This window comes from Alteromonas pelagimontana (assembly GCF_002499975.2).
Lineage (GTDB): Bacteria > Pseudomonadota > Gammaproteobacteria > Enterobacterales > Alteromonadaceae > Alteromonas > Alteromonas pelagimontana.
In genome coordinates this window covers 2,631,045-2,652,923 of sequence record NZ_CP052766.1, presented here as the reverse complement: position 1 = coordinate 2,652,923, position 21,879 = coordinate 2,631,045, and the positions used below count along the sequence as shown (strand labels likewise).

The following is a 21,879-nucleotide window of genomic DNA, read 5'->3' as shown; positions in this document are numbered from 1 at the left end:
AACCTCACCACCAGTCAACCAGTTCTTGGAGAGAGCGGGTTTTGCCTGTTTTTTTAACCCACTCCCAGCGTTGCTCTGCCGATTGTGTCTCTAACCACTCCCATACCGTAGCTTTTACGCCTTCAGGCCAGGTGACATGAGTGGCTTCAAGATGCTGACAAAGAGCAGCAACACTATCTACTTCAGCATTTAACATTGCAGGAAATAATGTCATCCAGGGTAAGTGACGGCATCCTGCTGGCACTTGCTGTAGGCGATACTTACCGGCTACCTTACCAACTTCAAAATGTGCTTGTTGTAAAGTACTCAATGTGGCTTCGCAGACATTTTCAGCCTTTACGGCTACCGGCATCAGTAAAGGCTGAGAAGTACTCGCCGCACTTAGAATGTTTATTAGCCACTGTGTCAGTATAGGCGCTATGCTAATCAGCCAGCAATCAACTTTATCATGATAAATTCGCCAATCTGCAGAAAGCTGTAGCGCGTTGGCACTTTCTATTTCTGGTTGAGCGATGTCGGAATTCGCCGACATCAACGACAGATAATTTTGTTGGTATTGTTTTTCATTTCTCGTTGCAGGCGATGCACTGGTAGTCTTAAATGTTCCTTCTGCACGATACGCGCTCTGCCTGTCGGCGATTTTCTCCTCAACAGGCCGAACGGATTGCAGAGGTCGAATATAATCATGCTGAGGCGCCGGCCTGGCTTTTTCGGCAAAATCGGAATGTTCAGGAGCCAACGCATCACAAACAGCCTTACAAATAAAATCGTGCACAAGACGGCTTTGCTGGAAGCGAACTTCATGCTTGGCGGGATGCACATTTACATCCACTTCGTAGGGGTCAATGTCAAAATAGAAAACGAAAGAAGGTTGCTCCAGCACCCCTAAAACGCTCTCATATGCCTGTCGAATAGCATGCAGAATTAATTTATCCCGCATTCCTCTGCCATTGACAAAACTAAATTGACAATCAGTGCTGCTGCGCATGGCATTTTCATTGCCAAGCCAAGCCTGGATTTTCATCCCCTGATGCTCAATCGCAATATACACTGCGTTATCGATAAACCGCTGACCCACAACAGCAGCAATACGCTGCGGGTAATTATCCTGACTGACGCCGGGAAACCGCTTTACAGGCTTACCGTTATGACGCAAAACGCAGGTAACGTGAGGATGGCTAAGCGCTATGCGCTTGACGACATCTTCTATATGCTGAAATTCAGTTTTTTCCGTACGAAGAAATTTTCGTCTTGCCGGGGTATTGTAAAATAAGTCAGCCACATCAATAGTGGTGCCATCAGGATGGGCTGCTGGACTTACAACCACAGACATTTCCCGGCCTTCGCAGCACGCCTGCCAGGCTTGCTCCTGGGCAACGGGCTTTGAGGTTAATACCAGCCGGCTGACTGAACTGATACTGGCGAGGGCTTCGCCCCGGAAACCCAGCGAGAGAATGCGGTCAAGATCATTTAATGTTGCTATTTTACTGGTGGCATGGCGACTAAGCGCAAGTTCAAGCTCATCTTTAACAATACCCGCGCCGTTGTCTCGCAGACGGATACGTTTGTGACCGCCTTTCTCTATATCCAGCTCAATTTTTGTTGCCCCGGCGTCTAAACTATTCTCAAGAAGTTCTTTGACTACAGAGGCTGGGCGTTCGACAACTTCACCAGCAGCTATCTGGTTCGCCAGTCGCGGCGGCAAGAGTTGTATGGCCAAAGCAGAATCCTGTAATTGGTGATGGGACCTGGAATTCGTGGTCAGGTACTGGGTATTGTCAGCACCTGGCCGATTCTCACCACATCAGTACGCAGATTATTCGCTTCTTTAATGCTGCTGACTTTTACATTATAACGCTGTGCCAGCAATGACAACGATTCCCCACTGCGCACTCTGTGGGTGCGATTTCGCTCTTTAAGCGAGGCCCACAGTGTACCATCCGGAGGGACTTGCATGAAGTAGCTTTTGGCGGCATTAAACATTGCTCTGGCCAGACGCTGGCGGTGGGTGCTCCAGTTTAAATTTTTCTCTTCCTGCGGATTGGAGATAAAACCGACTTCGACGAGAATCGACGGAATATCCGGCGCAGTGAGTACGGCAAAGCTGGCCGCCTGAGGCGCACGTTTGTGCAGAGGCGTAACGGTACGCATTTCTGAGAGTACATTCTGGCTGAGCGCGTAACTGGCGGACATAGAATGATCCATTGAAAGTCCTAAAATGGTTTCAGCGAGATAGCGCTCGCTGGCATTATCGGAAATTACTTCAGCCGCACCACCTAAAAGTTCTGAGTGCCGCTCAGTCTTTTCCAGCCAGCGACCAAGTTCAGAATCCGCCCGTCGCATAGATAAAACCCAGACGGAGCCGCCTCGGGGCTCCGGCTGGCTAAACGCGTCAGCATGAATGGAAATGAGCAGGTCTGCTTTCTTTTGCCGCGCAATTTCGGGGCGCTTGGTTGGATAAATATAATAATCACCTGAGCGAATCATGACCGCTCGCATACCCTTTTCAGCGTTTACCAACGCTTCCAGCTCTTTTGCGATACTTAACGTAATTCGCTTTTCATAGGTACCTGCAGGGCCAATCGATCCAGGATCATTGCCGCCATGACCAGCATCTATGGCTATAATAATGTCCCGGTCTCGTTTATTATTTACGCTATCAATCAATACGCCAGAGCTGGATTCTGAAGAACCTGAGGGGCTTGAATCCGCGAGATCAACGACCAGCCGATGACCATAAGGCCCATCGGGAGGAATAGCGAAAATATTTGGCTTAGCGTCTCTGGTTAAATCAATAACCAGTCTCGCTGACTGACTATTTTTGGGCGTGGAATACCGTATTCGCCGCACAAGTTTACCGGTGTCATCATCGGTACTGAGATCGGCGCTATCATCAGTAGCGGCAAGATCGATGACAAGACGGTGGGGATTAGTCAGGGAAAAGTAGGTAAATTCAGGCGCCTGCGCTAAATCCAGCACAATTCGTGTATTATCTGCTGATGGCGAAATCCGTAACCCACCAATATGATTTTGTGCGGCAAACGCACTGACTGCAAAAAGCCACAAACAAACTGTGGAGATGGTATAGCGCAACATACTTCGCCTTTATGGATTGCGTCGTGTAATTTTTTATTTTAATAATTCAGTTTTATTTGACGTTAAACCCGCTTACACAACTGAAGTAACTTCGTGCCCTTTGTACTCAAGGCCTCTATAGTAAACCGACGTCCTTCTCGCATTGAACTTATACTAATCACTAAATCTGCTTTTGCCAAGCTCTGCCCCCCCTTTTCTGGCCATTCGACCAGGCATATGGCGTTATCTCGAAAATAATCTCTTACCCCCATATATTCCAGTTCTTCCGGATCAGAGAGACGATAAAGATCAAAATGATAAACTACGACCCCTTCTAATTCGTAAGGTTCAACCAGTGTATAAGTAGGGCTTTTCACGTTGCCGGTGTGGCCCAGCGACTGAATAAAATAACGGCTGAAGGTAGTTTTACCTGCGCCCAGTTCGCCTTCCAAAAAAATTACTACGCCTGCCGGGAGTAGCTGAGTTAACGCCGAAGACAAATCTTCGGCCAGGCGCGCAGTATCTTCCGGCGATGCTGCAAAAAAAGAACTTTGGGGATAAGACATAATCGTATAATTCCGCTGACAATACTTTCAACCAGCGTTACTGATTGATGAGTACACGAACTGAGTCAAATAAGTCGCTGGCAATCATACCACGTTGTCCATGAAGGCGAGCGACTTCGTCACCGGCTTTACCATGTAGCGTGACGCCGTAGGTAGAAGCTGTGTCTTTATCCAGCCCCTGGGCCAACAGCGCTCCCAGAATACCGCTCAACACATCGCCACTGCCCGCCGTTGCCATACCCGGATTGCCGTGTCGGCATACCCAGGTTTTGCTTTCATTATCAATGATAGTACCGGCTCCTTTCAGTACGCAGGTGGCGTGGTAACGCTGAGAACATTGGCGGGCATAATTGAACCTTTCTGATTCCACATCTTCCACTGAAACCCCTAGTAACCGCGCTGCCTCTCCCGCATGTGGCGTGAGAATACAATCGTTAATTGTGTACGCAGTTGATTGCTTCCCCAGCAAATTCAAAGCATCGGCATCAATAACCATAGGTTTGGGATGCGCCTGACAATGTTTCATTACGGTGGTGAACACCTGCTCCCCCCACTCATCCTGCCCCAGACCCGGCCCTATCACCACACAGGTTGCCCATTTAAGCGCCTCTTCCAGTTTTTCGTCCGTTACCATTAATTCTGGTCGCCCTGCGCTCACCTGTACGGTAGAACCTTCATGAACAAACACTCTTACCATTCCAGCACCACTGCGTAACGCCGCTTCGCTGCTCAACCGAATCGCCCCTGCAGTCCCCTTGTTTCCCCCAACGCATAACAGACGTCCATACGTTCCTTTATGGCTATGCACGTCTCTTGGACCCATGCTCCTGAATTGCTCGATATCCAGTAGTGTCGCGCTGGAGCGGGCCAGCTCACTGAAGGCTCTACCAATTCCTAAATCTTCATAGACCAGTGTACCGCAGGATTGTTTGCCTGCCCCTGTGGTCAGTCCCGGTTTGATTCCCACAAAAGTCACCGTCACACTGGCTTCTACGCAACGCCCCAGAGACTGCCCGGTGTTGGCGTCCAATCCTGACGGCACATCAACACTGACCACCGGTTTCTCAGCTGCATTGACGGCATCAATGATGTCTGCAAATTCATTGCGAATACTGCTGCTGATTCCGGTACCTAATAATGCATCGATCACCAGGCTGGCATCTTCCAGTACAGCGGCGCTGAACGCTTCCACCTGACCACCGCCCTCGCGCCAGCGCTTTTGTGCTTCGCCAGCATCGCCTTCTAACTTACGCTGTGGTTCGACAGCACAGACATGCACCTGTTTACCCGCCTTCTTAGCCTGCAGTGCGGCAATGTAGCCGTCGCCAGCGTTATTACCATGCCCCACCAGCACGAGATAGCGTTCAGCATGAGGCAACAACAACTGGCACTGACGAAACACTGCCTCACCAGCTCGCAGCATCAGCGTAAACATATTGCAGCCACTTTTCTCTGCAGCCAGACGTTCATTTTCCCGAACCTGATCGGCGCGAAACAGTTTGTATGATAAACTTGTGGTGAGTTGAGTATCCAGCATCTGAGCATGTCCAAGATTAGTTCATTAGATTTAATACGATTAGTAGACGATATCAAGGCTTGGGGCAAGGCGCTAGGCTTTCAGCAAGTTGGTATCAGCGATATTGATCTCAGTAAGCATGAAGTGTATCTGAATCAATGGCTGGAGAACGGCTTTCACGGCGATATGCATTTTATGGCGGCACATGGTACTAAGCGTGCGCGTCCCGCCGAACTCGTTCCCGGTACTTTGCGAGTGATTAGTGTAAGCATGGATTACCTTCCGCCCGACGCCTCTTTTGCCCGCCATCTGGGAAATGATAGCATTGCCTATATCAGTCGCTATGCATTGGGGCGTGATTATCACAAAGTGCTGCGCAAAAAACTAAAACAACTTGGCGACAAAATCACCTCAGCCCTCAGCACTACAGAGTTTCGCCCCTTCGTCGATTCTGCTCCGGTTCTGGAACATGCTATTGCTGAAAAAGCCGGGCTGGGCTGGACCGGTAAGCATTCACTGACTCTGAATCGCCAAAGCGGTTCGTGGTTTTTCTTAGGGGAACTGTTTATTAATTTGCCGTTACCGGTAGATAGTCCCGTTGAAGAAGGTTGCGGAAGCTGCACGGCTTGTATGACTATTTGCCCTACTCAGGCCATTGTTGCGCCTTACACCGTGGACGCCAGAAAATGCATTTCCTATCTGACCATAGAACACGATGGGGAAATTCCGGAAAAATTGCGGCCATTGATGGGCAACCGTATTTATGGCTGTGACGACTGCCAGCTGGTTTGCCCCTGGAATCGGTTTGCCAGCATTACGGAGCAAGAGGATTTTCATCCGCGCGAAATGCTTCACGGACAATCACTTGTTACCTTAATGGAGTGGGATGAAGAAACTTTTCTTCGCAATACTGAAGGCTCTCCCATACGGCGTATCGGGTGGGCCAAATGGCAGCGGAACATTGCTGTGGCTATGGGAAACGCGTCGTATGATGAACAGATAATTGCCTCGTTGAAAAAAGCGGCAGTTAAGGCAAATGAAATTGTACGTCTACATATTGAATGGGCACTAACGCAGCAACATCAAAAACAAGCCACGAATAAACAAACGACGAGCCGGCAAACCTTGCGCCTGACCCGCGTTATCGAAAAAGGACTACCCAGAGACGCCTAACCCAGCTTGTTGCCCTTCGCCGGTAAGATGCAGGATAAAATGTGTAATCGCACCATCACTAGTGGTATTACTGGAAATGCCACTATACTTCCACCAGTCACTCGTCTTCATTTCAACGACAATAGCATCAAAATCTTCATGATTTCCTTCAAATTGCCCGATTAGCTGACATTCGCTACCGTCACACTGTACAGAGTGTAAATAAAGCTTCTCACCTTTCGGGTGTAACTCAAAGAAATCAGTAATCTGCGTAGCTGCTACCAAATCAAGTTGGCTCTCGTCAAAAGTATCTGCAAAGGCTTTGCGGGAAAGCCTTTGCTCACGCTCAGCCTTGGCAGCTTCGTGTAATACTTCAACCGATTTAATTAAAGAAGGTTGTTCGGCTACCGCCGCATTTGCAAGAGGATCGGCGGTAATATGCTCGCCAGTTGAGTCGGTAGATAACGTCGTGTTCACTGTGGGTGGAGCTGGGGCAACGGTATCCATATCTTGTGGCAGTTCCGCCGCCTGCAACGGCGCTTGAACGACGTTCATAAAGCTCGCTTCGCCCTTTTCCATAACTTCTGAAATGCGCAATTTGTCCACATCGCTGTTTTCCAGCTTTGCCCGGTAATAACCAAACTGATAACCGGCAACAGCAATAAAAACAACAAGCGGGATCAATACCCAGGATTTCATCTTAAGCAGCTCTCAATTATTTGTGATATGGCTGGCTGAGTCGGTGAACTGCGTCGACAAATACACCGGCGTGTTCCGGCGGAACATCCAGATGTATGCCATGACCTAAATTGAATACGTGTCCGCTCCCCTGGCCGTAACCTTGCAGGATGGTTGCGACTTCTTGTTCTATTCTAGCGCGAGAAGCATATAACATTGACGGATCCATGTTGCCTTGTAAAGCAACTTTATCTCCTATTCTCTTTCTTGCTTCGGCAATATCAATAGTCCAGTCGAGTCCCACTGCGTCACAGCCAGTATCGGCAATTGCTTCGAGCCACATGCCGCCATTTTTGGTAAACAAAGTTACTGGCACTTTGCGACCTTCATTTTCCCGCGTCAACCCATCAACGATACGCGCCATATATTGCAGCGAAAAGTCTTTGTAGTCTCGCGGTGACAGCACGCCGCCCCAGGTGTCGAAAATCATCACAGACTGTGCGCCCGCAGCGATCTGGGCGTTCAAGTAGGATGTTACAGAATCAGCCAGAACGGATAGCAGCGCATGCAAGGTTTTGGGCTCAGCAAATGCCATTTTCTTTATTTTAGTAAACGCTTTACTGGAACCCCCTTCCACCATATAAGTCGCCAGCGTCCATGGACTGCCGGAGAAACCGATGAGCGGAACTTCACCTTTAAGTTCCCTTCGAATAGTTCTGACGGCGTTCATGACATATTGAAGCTCACCTTCAGGATCCGGCGCCCCCAGTTTATCTACATCAGCTTTGCAGCTAATCGGATTTTTGAACCTGGGACCTTCCCCGGTCTCAAAATAAAGACCTAATCCCATCGCATCGGGAATCGTCAAAATATCTGAAAACAAAATAGCAGCGTCAAGGGGAAAACGGCGCAAGGGCTGTAGCGTTACTTCACAGGCCAGTTCAGCATTTTTACATAGCGACATGAAGTCGCCAGCTTCGGCGCGCGTAGCCTTATATTCTGGCAGATAACGACCTGCCTGGCGCATCATCCACACCGGGGTGATATCTACTGGTTGTTTTAACAACGCACGTAAATAGCGATCGTTTTTTAGTATAGCCTGACTGGCACCGACAGAATTTTCAGACATAGATCCTCTACAGCAAATTATATGGCTTTTAATACGTCAGCGAGTATATCAATTATTTTTCTGTCACGGGCTCTTATTCACCTAGTTTTGCTGGATTATTTTGGAATCGCTTACAATTTATGAGTCGATTGATAAATGAACGCTTGTTATGTGTGTAAGTGTTTGCTACAAATAGACCTGCAAATTAAAAGAAACTCGTTAAAGAGACCGAAGAACTGATTATACCCTCCTTCGGCAGGGTCTTTTATTTTCGCTTTATAACAGCTTCTATTAATTGTCCGGCGATTGATAAAGTCGGCGGTGTTGGCGGCAGGTCGCTCAGCTTAAACCATTTTGCATCAATAATTTCATTATCATCAATAACGATATCGCCGCTTTCGTACTCTGCTAAGTAGCCCGCCATCAGCGAGTGAGGAAATGGCCAGGGCTGACTGCCAAAATAGGAAAGATTTTTTATCTTTACTCCGACCTCTTCCATGACTTCACGATGCACAGCATGTTCTAACGTTTCACCGCTTTCCACAAAGCCGGCTAAGGTCGAATACAGATTTACATTCTTATGACGCACGCTTTTTGCCAGTAAAATACTGTCCTGGTGATATATCGCTACAATGATACAGGGCGATATACGGGGATAACTGCGATGGTGGCAATCGTGACAGTGCACCGCCATTTCCCAGTCTACCTGTTCTGTCACTGCGCCACATTGACCGCAAAAGCGATGAGTGCGTAGAAAATGGATATACTGCCACGCCCTGCCTGCGATACTGAATGCATCATCAGAACCGGCCATCAGTATTGTGCGTAGAGGAACCGCTTCCCATTTTGGCTGTTCAATATTTTCAGCACCTATATCTATCAGATAAACCGGTAAGGCAGCACCTTGCGTCGTTGCAACCAAGGGAGGCAAAACTCGAACTTCCGAAGCATAATGATGCAGAAAATCCAGCTCCTGCCATGGTTTGTGGGGAATAGATGTGGTACCGGCTTCCACCAACACTTTATCTTTGGCAAAGATAAGCCATTGACCGGCGGCCCCCGCCAGTTGTGAGGGCGTTATATTTTTCATCATTGTTGTTGCTTACGTGACTGCTTTTGCAGCCATATATTAGAAGGAAAATGAGGTTTTACACAACTTTACATAGAAAAAGGTTTCCTTTGCCTATGTGCAAGGTTAGTTTGTGAAGAGATTATGCAGTGTTATACTAGGACCTATTGGCCCTTGCTGTTCAGTTGCGCAGCAGTTGCAGGTCCTAAGTAACCTCACGAACATACTTTAAACTGCCATTGTGCAGGGGATGCCAAAAATGTTGAACCAGCTGGAAAAAGTGATAAACAGATGGGGCGGGAGATCAGCCACCATTGATAACTGGTTGCAAGCCCGTCAGAACCTGCTAATTAAATATTGTCAGCTGGCCGGACTGAACGTTCCTACTAACTTAGCCTTACCTGAAGCTAACAAAATCAGTGAGTTTTGTAATGACCTTATGGATTACTTGTCAGCAGGACACTTTGAGGTTTATGAGATGCTGGTAAGTGATGATGAATCCGGTTCAGCATTGAAAAAGCGGATATATCCGAAATTGGCGGAAACCACCGACCGGGCGTTGTCCTTTAGTGATAAAAATGCGGAAGCGGTTACGCCAAAACAGGCAAGTGAATTTGACGCGGATCTCACTAAATTAGGCGAGACACTCGAAGAACGCTTTCTTCTTGAAGATGAACTGATTAATCATATGTATCACACTGAGAGCTTAACATTATCTGCAAGGCAAACGGTAGAATAAAGCAGTACGTGACATCTCTGTTGCAAAGCAATGAAAATATTACAGACGTAATGGTTAAAAACGAATGAACAATTTAACGTTAATCGGCAAAGCGCGAGCATATTGCGAACAACGTGGGGCCCGATTTACTCCGCTCCGAGAAAAGGTTTATGAAATCTTGCTGGGCAAACATGGTCCTATGGGGGCTTATGAGTTGCTCGATAGTTTAAAAGAAACAGAATCCGGCGCAAAACCCGCTACTGTGTATAGAGCACTGGATTTTCTGCTTGAATTCGGATTTATTCATCGACTGGAATCTACCAACGCATTTGTCGCTTGTCATCACTTTGGAAGCCATCACCCAGTACAGTTCCTCATTTGCGACAGTTGCGGTGATGTGGCCGAAATACAATCGGCTGGGCTGAAAGATACATTAGACAAGCAAGCGAAACAGCATGGTTTTCGGGTGTCAAAGCAAACCATTGAGGCCCATGGCCTTTGTGCCGACTGTCAGTTAGCAGAATCTTCTGAGTCGAAGGAGCATATACATGAATGCTGATTTCGTTAATCCTTTCATAGGTGGATTTCTCAACGTCCTGGAGACGATGGCGCAAACATCGCTAAAACCGGGCAAGCCGAAACGCAAACAAGACGATATCGCCAAAGGTGACATATCAGGTTTAATTGGAATGGTGGGCCCAACTGTTAAGGGCTCTCTCTCAATAACGTTTGATGAGTCTCTAGCCCTGACCATAATGGAGCGCATGGTCGGTGAGAGGCCAGAAAAGATAGACGCTGAAGTTGGTGATATGGTGGGAGAAATCACCAATATGATATGCGGTAACGCCAAACGCGACTTATCTGAAAAAGGTTATGAGTTTGGAATGGCAACGCCCATCGTCGTATCTGGAAAACAACATACTATTAGCCATCAGGTAGATGGCCCGAAGCTTATTTTACCTTTTATGTGTGATGCAGGTCTGGCGCATCTGGAAATCTGTTTTGACAAATAGCTTCTGGTATTCAGAAAAAATTACCCTTGCGCCCTTTCCTCGCGGCTTTCATTTGATTACTGATGTCATTGTGAGAGAACTTCCGCAAATTCGAAAGCTTGAAGTAGGGACATTGCACTTGTGGTTGCAGCACACCAGCGCGAGTTTAACTATCAACGAAAATGCTGATCCTTCCGTCAAAACTGATCTGGAATCCTGGTTTAACCATACTGTTAGAGAGGATTCATCCTACTTTACGCATACCTATGAGGGAAGTGATGATATGCCTGCGCATATTAAGTCCAGCCTTTTAGGTTGTGAAGTGACTATTCCTATTCACCAGGGAAAATTGCAGCTTGGTACCTGGCAAGGCATTGTTTTAGGCGAACATCGCAATCAAGGTGGCAGTCGGCGCATTGTCGCGACTATCCAAGGATTAGAAGGTAAAACCGATTAACTTTGGTAGCATATACTTTATTTCGGCATAGTATTTGCTTCAATCGGTTATCATATATTGATCAATCACTCAACGATACAGGACGTGACTATGAAAAAAACTTTTAAATACGCAGCCCTTGCGCTTGCGGTAATGTCTTCAAATGCATTTGCTCAGGAAAGCACGACCAAGGATAAGTGGATAGGGTTTAACGGTATTTATTACAATACCGAAGAAACCAAACCTTCCTCTGAAGGCATTTTTGATGATGGTGCGGGTGTTGGTGCAGAGATGGGGTGGCGCTTTGATGATAACTGGGCCCTTCGTGGTGAACTTTCTTTCCTTGAATTAGATTATCAACAGACAGATAGCAGCGGCTCAACCATTATGTTTGGCGCGGACGCCATGTATTTTCTGCCAAATGACGTAATGTATATGTTTGGTGGTATTAAACGTCAAATCGTCGATCAAAATTACAACCTAGGTAACATTGGTCTGGGTAAACACTGGAACATCAGTGAAAACGTGAAATTGGTGACTGAAATCGCGGCTTACCATGACTTTGGCGAAGATTACAACGATTACAGCGTGAAATTGGGTGTGGCTATTCCGTTTGGTGCTTCGTCTAGTAGCAGCTCGGTTTCTCAGGACAGCGATGGCGATGGCGTAATCGATGCGCGTGATCAGTGTGCTAATACTCCTGCTGGTATGACTGTAGACGCAAATGGTTGTAATAATGACACAGATGGTGACGGCGTAATGAACAGCGTTGATCAGTGTCCTGACACACCTGCCGGCACTCAAGTTAATGCGCAAGGTTGTCCTGTGACTAAAGACAGCGACAGTGATGGCGTTAACGATGAAAAAGATATGTGTCCGAACACGCCTCAAAACGATAAAGTAGACGGAGACGGTTGTACTGTTTTCGATCAAAAAGAAGTGACTCATACTCTTCGCGTTTTATTCGCTAGTGAAAGCGCAGAAGTCACTGATCCTCGTTCTGAAGAAATTCAAGATTTTGTGCAATTCTTTAAGCGTTATGGCAAAACTCAGGCGGTAATTGAGGGCCATGCCTCTGCGCCGGGTACTGAAGAGTACAACATGGATTTGTCAAAGCGTCGTGCTGAAGCATTCAAAGATGTATTGGTAGATATGTATGACATCGATCCTTCACGTCTTGAAACCGAAGGTTTCGGTGAGTCACAATTACTGGATACTTCTGGTAGTGCCCAAGCTCACCGGGTTAACCGTCGTATAATGATTCGCGTAACAGCGATTGTTGAAGTTCCGGAAGAACGCAACTAAGATTCGTCCTAACCAAATAGAAAAGGCGCCGCATTGATGTGGCGCCTTTTTTGTTGGTTGTTTAAATAACCTTCACGAAATTGGCTTGTCAAAAGTTGGAAAGTTTTCGCGCTGAGTGAGCATACGTCAAGGTGGATTAGTATTAGTAGTCATCAGACATTGCTGGCCCAGCATAGTTGTCAAAGCGTGAAAACTGTCCTTGAAAGGTTAACCGCGACGTACCTATTGGACCATTCCGTTGCTTACCAATAATGATTTCTGCAACTCCCTTATCCTCACTATTCTCGTGATATACCTCATCGCGATAAATAAACATGATCAAGTCCGCATCCTGCTCAATCGAGCCAGATTCCCGCAAATCAGAGTTTATCGGCCGTTTATCAGCGCGTTGTTCCAACCCCCGATTTAACTGTGACAACGCGACAACAGGCACCTCTAATTCTTTTGCTAATGCCTTCAAGGAACGGGAGATTTCGGCAATTTCCAAAGTGCGGTTGTCGCTTAGCGATGGCACGCGCATCAACTGTAGATAATCCACCATGATAAGGCTAATTCCGCCTTTGTCTCGAGCCAGCTTTCTTGCCCGGCTTCGAACATCCATCGGCGTTAATCCGGAAGAATCGTCGATAAACAAATTGTCTTTGGTCTTCAGCATTGCCATAGTATTGGAAATTCGGGCCCAATCTTCATCCCCTAGTTGAGCGGTACGAATTTTGGTCTGATCCACACGACTTAGCGAGGCCAACATCCGCATCATGATCTGCTCAGAGGGCATTTCAAGACTAAACACCAATACGGGTTTGTCTTCTGCCATCATAGCGTTTTCACACAAGTTCATGGCAAAAGTCGTTTTTCCCATGGAAGGACGTGCAGCCACAATAATTAAATCGGAAGGTTGCAAGCCACTGGTTTTCTTGTCCAGGTCGGTAAAACCTGTTGTAACACCAGTGACTTCTTTATTGGTTTTTATTAATGCTTCGAGCCGATCAATGGTTTTACCCAGCACGGCATCGACATTGCGCGGTCCTTCATTTTCACCGGTTCGTTTTTCAGCAATTTCAAATACTTTACTTTCGGCTAAATCGAGAATATCTGCGCTATTGCGCCCTTCCGGGTTATAGCCCACTTCTGCAATTTCGTGAGCAACACCGATTAGCTCTCGAGTAATAGCGCGTTCACTGATTATACGAGCATAGGACGAGACGTTAGCGGAACTGGGGGTATTCTTTGCAAGCTCACCTAAATAGGCAAAGCCACCAGCTTCATCAAGTTCATTATGGTTTTCGAGCTCTTCAGAAACAGTAATAAGATCGATGGGCAGGTTTTTGCTAAGCAAACGCAGGATCGACCGGAAAATAATCTGATGCGAGCGATTATAAAAATCAGAATCTGTTACCAGCTCGGCGACTTTATCCCAACTGTCAGGATCGATAAGCATGCTACCGAGCACAGACTGTTCCGCCTCAATGCTGTGAGGCGGAACCTTCAATTTTTCGACATTTTTATCTTTTGTAGAAGAAACAACTTTCACCGACATAAAAACCCGTCCTCTTAAGAGCCGCCTATTATGCGCTATTTCCCTCTAACATGAAATTCACTGCGCCCTAAATTCGACGAGCATCAGTTGGATGTCGAAATTGCTGCTTTTTTGGCTGCAATTAAACCTTTTTCCGTAAGACAAATGGGGGTATATTCCAGCTTTTCACGTTATTAAACACATAACTATAGCTAAAGGATCGGCTAAAGTCGTCAGTGATCCCTATGCGTAATCTTCTCTTAACATCGCTGTTTTCCATCCTTTTGAGCGCCCCCGTCTGCGCTGGCGTCGTCGACGAATATCAAATAGAACGTTCGCGGCTGTTACGTCTGGATTATCCTGCTCGACATGACGCTCTCCTGCAATCCGCTGTTTTCGATACCACTACGGCTTTAGGAAAATATTTCTTCAATACCGTTTTATCCAATACTGGTGAAGACGGCAATTTATATATTCTACAAGATGCTGAGGTCGCAAAATTAAAGCAGAATTTTCCGCAAATTTATTACGAAAAAGCTATTTTTGATAGCTGGCACAGCAACAAATCTGCTGCCGTTAAACTTGAAGAACTGGCGGCCTATCGAGCCGTAGCCAAAGAGAATAACTGGTCCCGCATTGAACGTTGGGCCACTTCAGCGACAGTTTCGACCCAGATAGACAATGGATATTATTACACTGCCGTTCTAACAATGCAGGGCGTAGAAAATCCGCCTCATATCGTGCAGATGGAAACCATGTACGATTACCCGCTTATCGCGATTTATCTCGATATGGCCAATGCCTTCTATTTCGCTGGCGACTACCACAAATCTGTCGTTTTTTGTCAGCGATACAAAAACTACTTGCCTGACAATATCGATTTACGAATAGAAGGCGACCTATGTCAGGTACGAAGTGAAATTAAGCTTGGGCAGTTTGATAAATCGCTAAAAAACACCAGCAAAATTATTTCACTGGCACGAGAAAATAATCGCATACCTTCTATTCTCGCTGGGCTATCATTTACCGCAAAAGTGTATCTTGATAAAGCGGACTATCAGCAGGCAAAGTCTTATGCGTTAGAGGTAATCGAATATTTAAATCGAACGGACCACCAATTTCCGGGATGCTTATACACTGCTTATTACCTGCTTGCCCAAGCGACCATAGCGTTAAATCAGACTGATGAAGCCAGGGGTGCTTTTCAGTCGATGCTTGCTGCGCGTGGCTCGTTTGAGAAAGGCGCACGCTATGAAAAGCAGGTGCTGGAAGTTGAAGCCGGTCTGGCAGAACTCGAAGGTCATCAAGATAAAGCCTTAGCGATATTTAAGAAGCTTGTTAAGCTGAATGAGACACCCGATGCCAGCATTGTCGCGTGGAAGGAATTCTCAGCTATCACGAAAGAGCTCGATGATCAGCAGCTCTCCTTTCTAAAAATTAAATCTGGGTTAGATAAGGCGCAATCCCATAACATGACCATACTTGCGCTTTTCACTTCAGTTTTTGCTGTTGTCGCCTCTATTTCTTTCTGGCGCTTGTTTATGCAAAAGAAGAAGATAGAAAGCTTCTCCCGGCTGGATAATCTGACCAGTGTAAACAATCGCTGGCATGCGTGTGAAATGATTCGACGCCGGCTAAACAGCATGAACAGGCAAAACGATTCGGCCTGCGTAGCGATCATTGATATTGATAACTTTAAGAAAATTAACGAATTGTATGGTCATGATGCTGGAGATAAAGCGTTAATCTTTATCGCCAAACATATCAAGTACCAGCTTCGTCAAGACGATGTTTTCGGGCGCTTTGGCGGCGAAAAATTTATCCTGATGCTGGACGACGCGGTTTTGGAAGAAGCCGAAGCTAAAATTAATGATGTCCGCCGATATCTTGCCAGCCAGGAAATAGATGGGCTTTCCGCGACCTATTCGTTAGGCTTTTGTTGTGGCTTGGTCGAAATTACCCGTCGAACGGATGTCATGCAAGTGAGTCAGCAATGCGAAAGCCTGCTCAAAGAGGCAAAGAAAAAGGGTCGTAATCAAAATGCCACCGCAAAGCTCATTGACAGGGGCTTTTTGAAGTCAGCCTAACGCTGCGCGTCACTGGAAGCATTAAGGTTTAACGGTTTCAGCTTTTTCCATTTTGAAAAATACACCGTCCCACACAGTGAACGCTTCCTTTTCTGAGCTCATTAGAACCAGCTGCCCCGGCAATGGTACATCTGTGTCACAACTTACTTTATAGGCTGCGACTTCATCATCTGCGATCCCGAGTTTCTGCAGCGGCACTCGATATTGCTGCAAAAATACATCATCAGACATATGCATTTTCTGATAACTGGCTTTACCACATTCGATTTGATCCAGTACCACGTTATCACTGCCATACTGGTAGGATTGTCCAAACCATTTTATGGCGTCTTCTTTAGATAATGCACTTACCCCAGGAAAGACAGCGTCAGTAATTATCCATGTCCCTTCTACTTGAGAGGGCTCTTTTATTGCACAACTAAACAGTAGCGAGCCCATCATTAAACTACCCGCTACTATGGCAAACAATCGCCTGATTTTTGCTGTTATAAAAATTTTTTTCATTCTGTGATACTCCTTTAATTCCTTTGTTCCTTCGGGTAGCTGTCGATTCTTATTCGTGTGCCCCCGTTTTGTTAGGGCCTGTTCCTGAAAGCTGTAATGCGGTGGAAATATAATACAGCAGTAACCTTTTCATCTTTCTGTTGGAAAACAATACGCGAATTAGGTTCCCTCAGAACCTCGGAACTTTCTGCTATAACTTCCTATTGTTAGGTCCCGGTACCTTCGTACTTCAATGGGAAAACCTCGCCTTCAGCCCCACGGGGAGCGAGTTCAGATGACCATCACAGACAGCGAAGAGCATGTTTAGAATGGAAGCAACATTTGGAACATTACAGTGGAAAGCCTGAAATAAAAGCAATACAACGATCACTGCAGTAGTAAAGATATAGGAACATTTCCGCTAAAATCAATGGCTATAGGATTAAAGTGACATGAGCAACTGCCGTCGGTTTGTGTCACAAACAGTGGTGTGTGTAACCCCGACCTCTCCATATGCTCTGTCAACTTACCGCGTCGGAATGCAGCTGACGGCTGGCAAATTGTTTTCTATATTGGCTGGGAGTGAGGCTGAATTTCTTTTTGAACAGCGTGTTATATACAGATTTACTGTTAAAGCCGGCGTCGTAAAAAATATCGGTAATACTTCGGTGGCTTTGGGTCGGATCTTCAAGTAAACGGCGAGCTTCCTGAATCCGATACCCGTTTAAATATTCGTAAAAATTCACGTTGTAATGGCGATTGATGGTGTGGGAAAGGTCTTTCACTGGAATATCCAGATTTTCAGCCAATCGCTCAAAGGACAGGTTCTGGTTTAAATACAACTTTTCTACGGCCATGCTACGCTCCAGCTTTTCTACATAACTTAGGTTCACTGGCTCCTTATCCACAGGCTTCGGCTGCTCCTTTTTTATTAAGCTTGAAGCAGACCAAAATAGAATAAGATTGAGTAGCAAAAACAACAGGTAGTAATCAGTAAGCCCGACAATTTCTACAATGTCGTAGTTAGGTAAGGTAAACAACGCATGGTATAGCTTGATCCCACTCAACATAAGCTCCCATACCAAAACTACAGCGAAGGCACTCGCCGCTTTACCTAACCATTCAGGTGCATGAATTCTGTGTAAAGCGGGAAAGGAATGTAGAATTAAACGGATTGCTAAGCCGACGAAAATCAAGCGGTACAGCTTCATGGCAAAATCCATCGCCGTATAATTAAGATCGGCGAAAGAATAAGTACGTACCTGAATGATACGTTCGTCTATACTCAGCGAATAAAAGTGTGTGTACAAAAAACCAGCCATAATTAAAGCCGGAATGAGGTGTAGCGCATGTACGGGTTTAAGGCGGAAAACCGGGTTTACCAGAGAGCATATAAACAAATATAGTAAGGGCGTATCCAGCACGTAGAAACTATTAAGCAGAAAGAAAATATTCGGCGAAAAATCTAATACCCAGTAGCGGAAGGTATGACCCCAAAGAATAAGCTCGTGCAACGCAATAAATGTATGAATGACGAAAAAAGCCACAAGAAGCAGGCTGTTTTGCCGTTTTAGCGGCTTATTAAATCCGATGTAAATAGCAGCCACAGCGCATTCAAATGCTATCAATAGCAGCGTGAAATCGTGGAAATTGAATAGCGTCTTGTCCATTTTCAACTCTGCAAGGCTTTTATGTACTGATCGTTAACGAGTCGTTAAGATGGTAAACGATAGCCCCGTCATAAATCAACGGCCTTTTAGTCACCTTTCCACTATTTTTCCGATCGCTTTAAAGTGAAGAGCCCTTCGCCCATTGTCCCCCATCTGACCTATCCCATTAGATAAAAAGCGTTTTAAGGTTCTATTCCTTATTAGAACGTTCGAATTAGCTCTTCTGCAGTACCTATAGACGACACGTACAAAGGAGTTGAGTAAACTTTCCCCCTCGGTTTTCCTAACATAAAAATAACAGGATCTACATTTGAACCAAAGAATGCTCAGGCTTTCGGTGAGCTTAAGTGCGGTGGCTACCATCTTTCTTGCTGGTTGCAACGATACTTTTCATTCTGAAGCCTCTTCATCTAAAAATTCCAGCGCCTTAAGTGCGAAAGTTTATCCGGAAAAGTGGCCAACTCTCACGTCTCCACTCGCCCGGGATGACGCTATGGAAGTACGTATTGCCGAGATAGTAAGCGGAATGAGCGTAGAGCAGAAAGTCGCGCAGATGATTCAACCGGAAATTCGCGACTTCACTGTAGAAGATATGCGCAAATATGGCTTTGGATCTTTTTTAAATGGCGGCGGCGCTTTTCCTAATAATGATAAATTTGCCCAAATAGAAGATTGGGTAGCGCTGGCTGATAAAATGTATCAGGCTTCTGTTGACGATTCGCTCGACGGCTCGACTATTCCCACCATGTGGGGAACAGATGCTGTCCACGGGCACAACAACGTCATCGGCGCGACTATATTTCCGCACAATATTGGATTAGGGGCAATGAACGACCCTGAACTGATGCAAAAAATTGGAGCCGCTACCGCTAACGCCGTGAAGGCAACAGGTATCGACTGGTTGTTTGCGCCGACTGTTGCAGTAGTACGGGATGATCGCTGGGGCCGGACTTACGAAGGGTATTCTGAAGACCCTGCTATTGTGAAAGCCTATGCCAAAGCAATGGTAACGGGAATCCAAGGTTCACCTGACAAAAATTTCTTTACCGACGGCAAGGCCATCGCCACAGCAAAGCATTTTCTGGGAGATGGTGGCACAGAAGCCGGTATCGATCAGGGAAATAACCAGGCTTCTGAACAAGAGTTGATCAATATTCATGCGCAGGGATACGTGAGTGCTTTGGATGCAGGCGTGCAAACAATTATGGCCTCATTTAACAGTTGGCACGGACAAAAGATGCATGGAAACCAACAATTACTGACTGATGTTCTTAAACATCGCATGGGGTTCGACGGTTTGGTGGTAGGCGATTGGGATGGGCACGGGCAAGTGAAAGGCTGCAGTAACAGCAACTGCGCAGCAGCCATTAATGCCGGTGTTGACATTGTTATGGTGCCGACTAACTGGAAGGCAATGTTTAACAACACCGTTGCCCAGGTGGAAAAAGGCATTATTGCCCAAGAGCGAATTGATGATGCCGTTACTCGGATCCTGCGGGTAAAAATGCGTGCTCATCTGTTTTCAGCGCCTAAGCCCTCAGCGCGCGCCATAGTAGGTGACAACAATATTATTGGCAGCAACAAGCACCGAAATATTGCCAGAAGCGCGGTACGAAAATCTCTTGTGTTACTAAAAAATCAAGAGCACTTGCTGCCGCTAAATCCACAACAAAAGATTCTGGTTGCAGGCAGCGCTGCTGACAGCATTGGCCGCCAAACCGGTGGCTGGACCCTTTCCTGGCAAGGCACGGGCAATTTAAATAAAGATTTCCCGGTGGGGACGTCTATTTATCAGGGAATCGCCGATGCTGTTAGCGCAGCCGGTGGAAGTACTCAGCTTAGCGTCGATGGCAGTTACAGCGATAAACCTGACGTCGCTGTTGTAGTATTCGGTGAAACACCTTATGCAGAAGGTGCCGGTGATATAAAAGGTATTGAATTTCAACAAGGAAATAAACGTGATTTAGCCTTGCTGAGTAAACTGAAGAGCCAGGGGATTCCGGTAGTTTCTGTGTTTCTAACAGGCCGCCCGCTTTGGATTAACCCGGAACTAAATGCGTCAGATGCCTTTGTTGTGGCGTGGTTACCGGGCACTGAAGGCGCGGGAATTGCTGATGTTATTCTCGCTGAGGTTGATGGCACGCCACGCTATGACTTCACCGGAAAGTTAGCCTATTCCTGGCCAAAATCCGACGCGCAAGTGGTGCTGAACAAAGGCGATAGCGACTACGACCCGCTTTTTCCCTATGGCTACGGGTTAACGTACCAATCTGATGACTCCCTACGGGATAATCTTAATGAGGTTCCCACTCTACAATGGACGCGAGATGAAAACGCAGTTTATCCTCTTTTTGATGGTGTTCCCGTTTCTGGTTTGGCGTTCTTTCTTGGTGACGAAGCCAGTTGGGCTGTCCCCGTTGCCACCAGCATGGTTTCTACACAGGGCAGCGATAACCTGCAATTACGCACCGAAAACAAAAATGTGCAGGAAGACGCACGCAAACTCACCTGGAAAGGTTACAGCAAAGCCGTCGCATACTTGGGTTGGAACGAACCGCAGAATCTTTCTCCCTACCTGAACTCTGAAACCTCTCTGCGCTTTTCAGTAAAAGTTGAGCAGCCTCCTTCTGCCATAATGCATGTAGGGATGCGGTGTGGAGAAAACTGTAAAGGTGCTGTTCAGTTGGGCGACATCATCAGGCGCCTGCCTCTGGAAAAATGGCAAACTGTCACTATCGACTTACAGTGTCTTGCGGATGATGGTTTAGCGTTAGCCAATGTGTCGGCTCCCTTCGTACTCTCTACCAGTGGAAGCGCCAGTATTTCTGTTGCTGATATTTCGCTGGCTCCTGACACTGCAGATAGCGCTACTATTTCCTGTCAATAGCACAATGACCTTGCTTGCTACTCTGGCAAGCAAGGTCATACTAATCCGAATTGATATGTGCTCATGCAGCGCGAGAATTATTCCACTTTTAACAAGCCAGTTTCGTGAAGGTTGGATGGGCCTAAATCGAACGCAATTTGCGCAGCTATAAAGCTGAAAAAGCCGTGCCCTGCTGGCCGCGCCCTTGCTGGCCGCGCCCGAAGGGAGAAGAATAAGCTAAGGGCGTTTCAAACTAGCCCACAGAAAATATCTGCCGATGAATACGCAGCGTTATCGCTGGCTCACAGGAAAACGCGCTTCCTATATTGCGGCATCTTGTTCATTAGGCTCTGGATGAATTCTGAATAAAAACCACTCTTCTCGCATTGCCTTTCGCTAATTTTAGTGCTGGTTTGGCTAGCTAAACAGATGTGTTTACGCTTGACCCAGCATAATTAATAGCAGAACGATTTATCCAGTATACTTGGTATGTTCCTGATTTATTGGACCTTCTACACAGACAAAACGTTCTTATCCGTGATTCGAACGTTCTAATCACGGATTTTGATTAGATAAAAACGATTTATCGTAACTTCCGGCGTAGGCTTCATCAACCTTTTCAAAATTGTTAATGAAAAGTGT

18 protein-coding genes are annotated in these 21,879 nt (G+C 46.4%); 8 read left to right on the top strand and 10 right to left on the bottom strand.

From position 1 onward, the window contains the following. Nucleotides 1-4 precede the first annotated feature (4 nt). From mutL to CA267_RS11615, 4 genes are all read right to left on the bottom strand, one after another. A complete protein-coding gene (gene mutL, locus CA267_RS11630) occupies nucleotides 5-1,720 on the bottom strand; it encodes a DNA mismatch repair endonuclease MutL (RefSeq protein WP_075607327.1) in 1,716 nt (571 codons plus the stop codon). Between the two features lie 41 nt (nucleotides 1,721-1,761). Then, entirely contained in the window at nucleotides 1,762-3,096 is a 1,335-nt protein-coding gene (locus tag CA267_RS11625) for an N-acetylmuramoyl-L-alanine amidase (RefSeq protein WP_075607328.1), read from the bottom strand. Between the two features lie 62 nt (nucleotides 3,097-3,158). Continuing rightward, a complete protein-coding gene (gene tsaE / locus CA267_RS11620) occupies nucleotides 3,159-3,641 on the bottom strand; it encodes a tRNA (adenosine(37)-N6)-threonylcarbamoyltransferase complex ATPase subunit type 1 TsaE (protein ID WP_075607329.1) in 483 nt (160 codons plus the stop codon). 37 nt (nucleotides 3,642-3,678) lie between these two features. Beyond that, nucleotides 3,679-5,178 (bottom strand): bifunctional ADP-dependent NAD(P)H-hydrate dehydratase/NAD(P)H-hydrate epimerase, encoded by a 1,500-nt coding sequence (locus CA267_RS11615; protein ID WP_075607330.1) that lies wholly within the window; start codon nucleotides 5,176-5,178, stop codon nucleotides 3,679-3,681. Between the two features lie 6 nt (nucleotides 5,179-5,184). On the opposite strand from CA267_RS11615, the gene queG reads away from it, so the two are divergent. Then, nucleotides 5,185-6,330, top strand: coding sequence for a tRNA epoxyqueuosine(34) reductase QueG (gene queG / locus CA267_RS11610; protein WP_075607331.1), 1,146 nt, complete (start codon nucleotides 5,185-5,187; stop codon nucleotides 6,328-6,330). On the opposite strand, the gene CA267_RS11605 is transcribed toward queG, so the two are convergent. The 3 genes from CA267_RS11605 to nudC all read right to left on the bottom strand — a co-directional run bounded on the left by CA267_RS11605 (nucleotide 6,313) and on the right by nudC (nucleotide 9,188). Next, entirely contained in the window at nucleotides 6,313-7,008 is a 696-nt protein-coding gene (locus CA267_RS11605; RefSeq protein WP_075607332.1) for a hypothetical protein, read from the bottom strand. The genes queG and CA267_RS11605 overlap by 18 nt on opposite strands. A gap of 16 nt (nucleotides 7,009-7,024) precedes the next feature. Then, nucleotides 7,025-8,116 (bottom strand): uroporphyrinogen decarboxylase, encoded by a 1,092-nt coding sequence (gene hemE / locus CA267_RS11600; protein ID WP_075607333.1) that lies wholly within the window; start codon nucleotides 8,114-8,116, stop codon nucleotides 7,025-7,027. 244 nt (nucleotides 8,117-8,360) lie between these two features. Continuing rightward, nucleotides 8,361-9,188 carry an NAD(+) diphosphatase gene (gene nudC / locus CA267_RS11595; protein WP_075607334.1) on the bottom strand — a complete coding sequence of 276 codons (828 nt, stop codon included), beginning with the start codon at nucleotides 9,186-9,188 and terminating at the stop codon, nucleotides 8,361-8,363. A gap of 235 nt (nucleotides 9,189-9,423) precedes the next feature. On the opposite strand from nudC, the gene CA267_RS11590 reads away from it, so the two are divergent. From CA267_RS11590 to CA267_RS11570, 5 genes are all read left to right on the top strand, one after another. After that, nucleotides 9,424-9,903 (top strand): Rsd/AlgQ family anti-sigma factor, encoded by a 480-nt coding sequence (locus CA267_RS11590; RefSeq protein WP_075607335.1) that lies wholly within the window; start codon nucleotides 9,424-9,426, stop codon nucleotides 9,901-9,903. Between the two features lie 64 nt (nucleotides 9,904-9,967). Further along, nucleotides 9,968-10,441, top strand: a complete 474-nt coding sequence (locus CA267_RS11585) for a transcriptional repressor (RefSeq protein ID WP_075607336.1) — start codon at nucleotides 9,968-9,970, stop codon at nucleotides 10,439-10,441. Beyond that, the gene (locus CA267_RS11580) at nucleotides 10,431-10,895 is read left to right on the top strand and encodes a chemotaxis protein CheX (protein ID WP_075607337.1); all 465 of its coding nucleotides are present in this window, start codon (nucleotides 10,431-10,433) and stop codon (nucleotides 10,893-10,895) included. The genes CA267_RS11585 and CA267_RS11580 overlap by 11 nt, the downstream gene beginning before the upstream one ends. Further along, nucleotides 10,885-11,331 carry a secondary thiamine-phosphate synthase enzyme YjbQ gene (locus CA267_RS11575; RefSeq protein ID WP_232367543.1) on the top strand — a complete coding sequence of 149 codons (447 nt, stop codon included), beginning with the start codon at nucleotides 10,885-10,887 and terminating at the stop codon, nucleotides 11,329-11,331. The genes CA267_RS11580 and CA267_RS11575 overlap by 11 nt, the downstream gene beginning before the upstream one ends. A gap of 90 nt (nucleotides 11,332-11,421) precedes the next feature. Continuing rightward, on the top strand, nucleotides 11,422-12,615 hold the full coding sequence (locus tag CA267_RS11570; RefSeq protein WP_075607338.1) for an OmpA family protein: 1,194 nt from the start codon (nucleotides 11,422-11,424) through the stop codon (nucleotides 12,613-12,615). A 142-nt stretch (nucleotides 12,616-12,757) separates the two neighbouring features. On the opposite strand, the gene dnaB is transcribed toward CA267_RS11570, so the two are convergent. Then, nucleotides 12,758-14,152 (bottom strand): replicative DNA helicase, encoded by a 1,395-nt coding sequence (gene dnaB / locus CA267_RS11565; protein WP_170669054.1) that lies wholly within the window; start codon nucleotides 14,150-14,152, stop codon nucleotides 12,758-12,760. Between the two features lie 224 nt (nucleotides 14,153-14,376). On the opposite strand from dnaB, the gene CA267_RS11560 reads away from it, so the two are divergent. Then, on the top strand, nucleotides 14,377-16,218 hold the full coding sequence (locus CA267_RS11560; RefSeq protein WP_075607339.1) for a tetratricopeptide repeat-containing diguanylate cyclase: 1,842 nt from the start codon (nucleotides 14,377-14,379) through the stop codon (nucleotides 16,216-16,218). 21 nt (nucleotides 16,219-16,239) lie between these two features. On the opposite strand, the gene CA267_RS11555 is transcribed toward CA267_RS11560, so the two are convergent. Together CA267_RS11555 and CA267_RS11550 are read right to left on the bottom strand one after the other, a co-directional pair. Continuing rightward, nucleotides 16,240-16,722: a hypothetical protein gene (locus CA267_RS11555; RefSeq protein WP_075607340.1), complete on the bottom strand. Its 483-nt coding sequence runs from the start codon at nucleotides 16,720-16,722 to the stop codon at nucleotides 16,240-16,242. A 500-nt stretch (nucleotides 16,723-17,222) separates the two neighbouring features. Next, nucleotides 17,223-18,371: an AraC family transcriptional regulator gene (locus CA267_RS11550; RefSeq protein ID WP_075607341.1), complete on the bottom strand. Its 1,149-nt coding sequence runs from the start codon at nucleotides 18,369-18,371 to the stop codon at nucleotides 17,223-17,225. Nucleotides 18,372-18,693: 322 nt separating this feature from the next. On the opposite strand from CA267_RS11550, the gene CA267_RS11545 reads away from it, so the two are divergent. Then, on the top strand, nucleotides 18,694-21,258 hold the full coding sequence (locus CA267_RS11545; protein WP_075607342.1) for a glycoside hydrolase family 3 protein: 2,565 nt from the start codon (nucleotides 18,694-18,696) through the stop codon (nucleotides 21,256-21,258). Nucleotides 21,259-21,879: the final 621 nt, after the last annotated feature.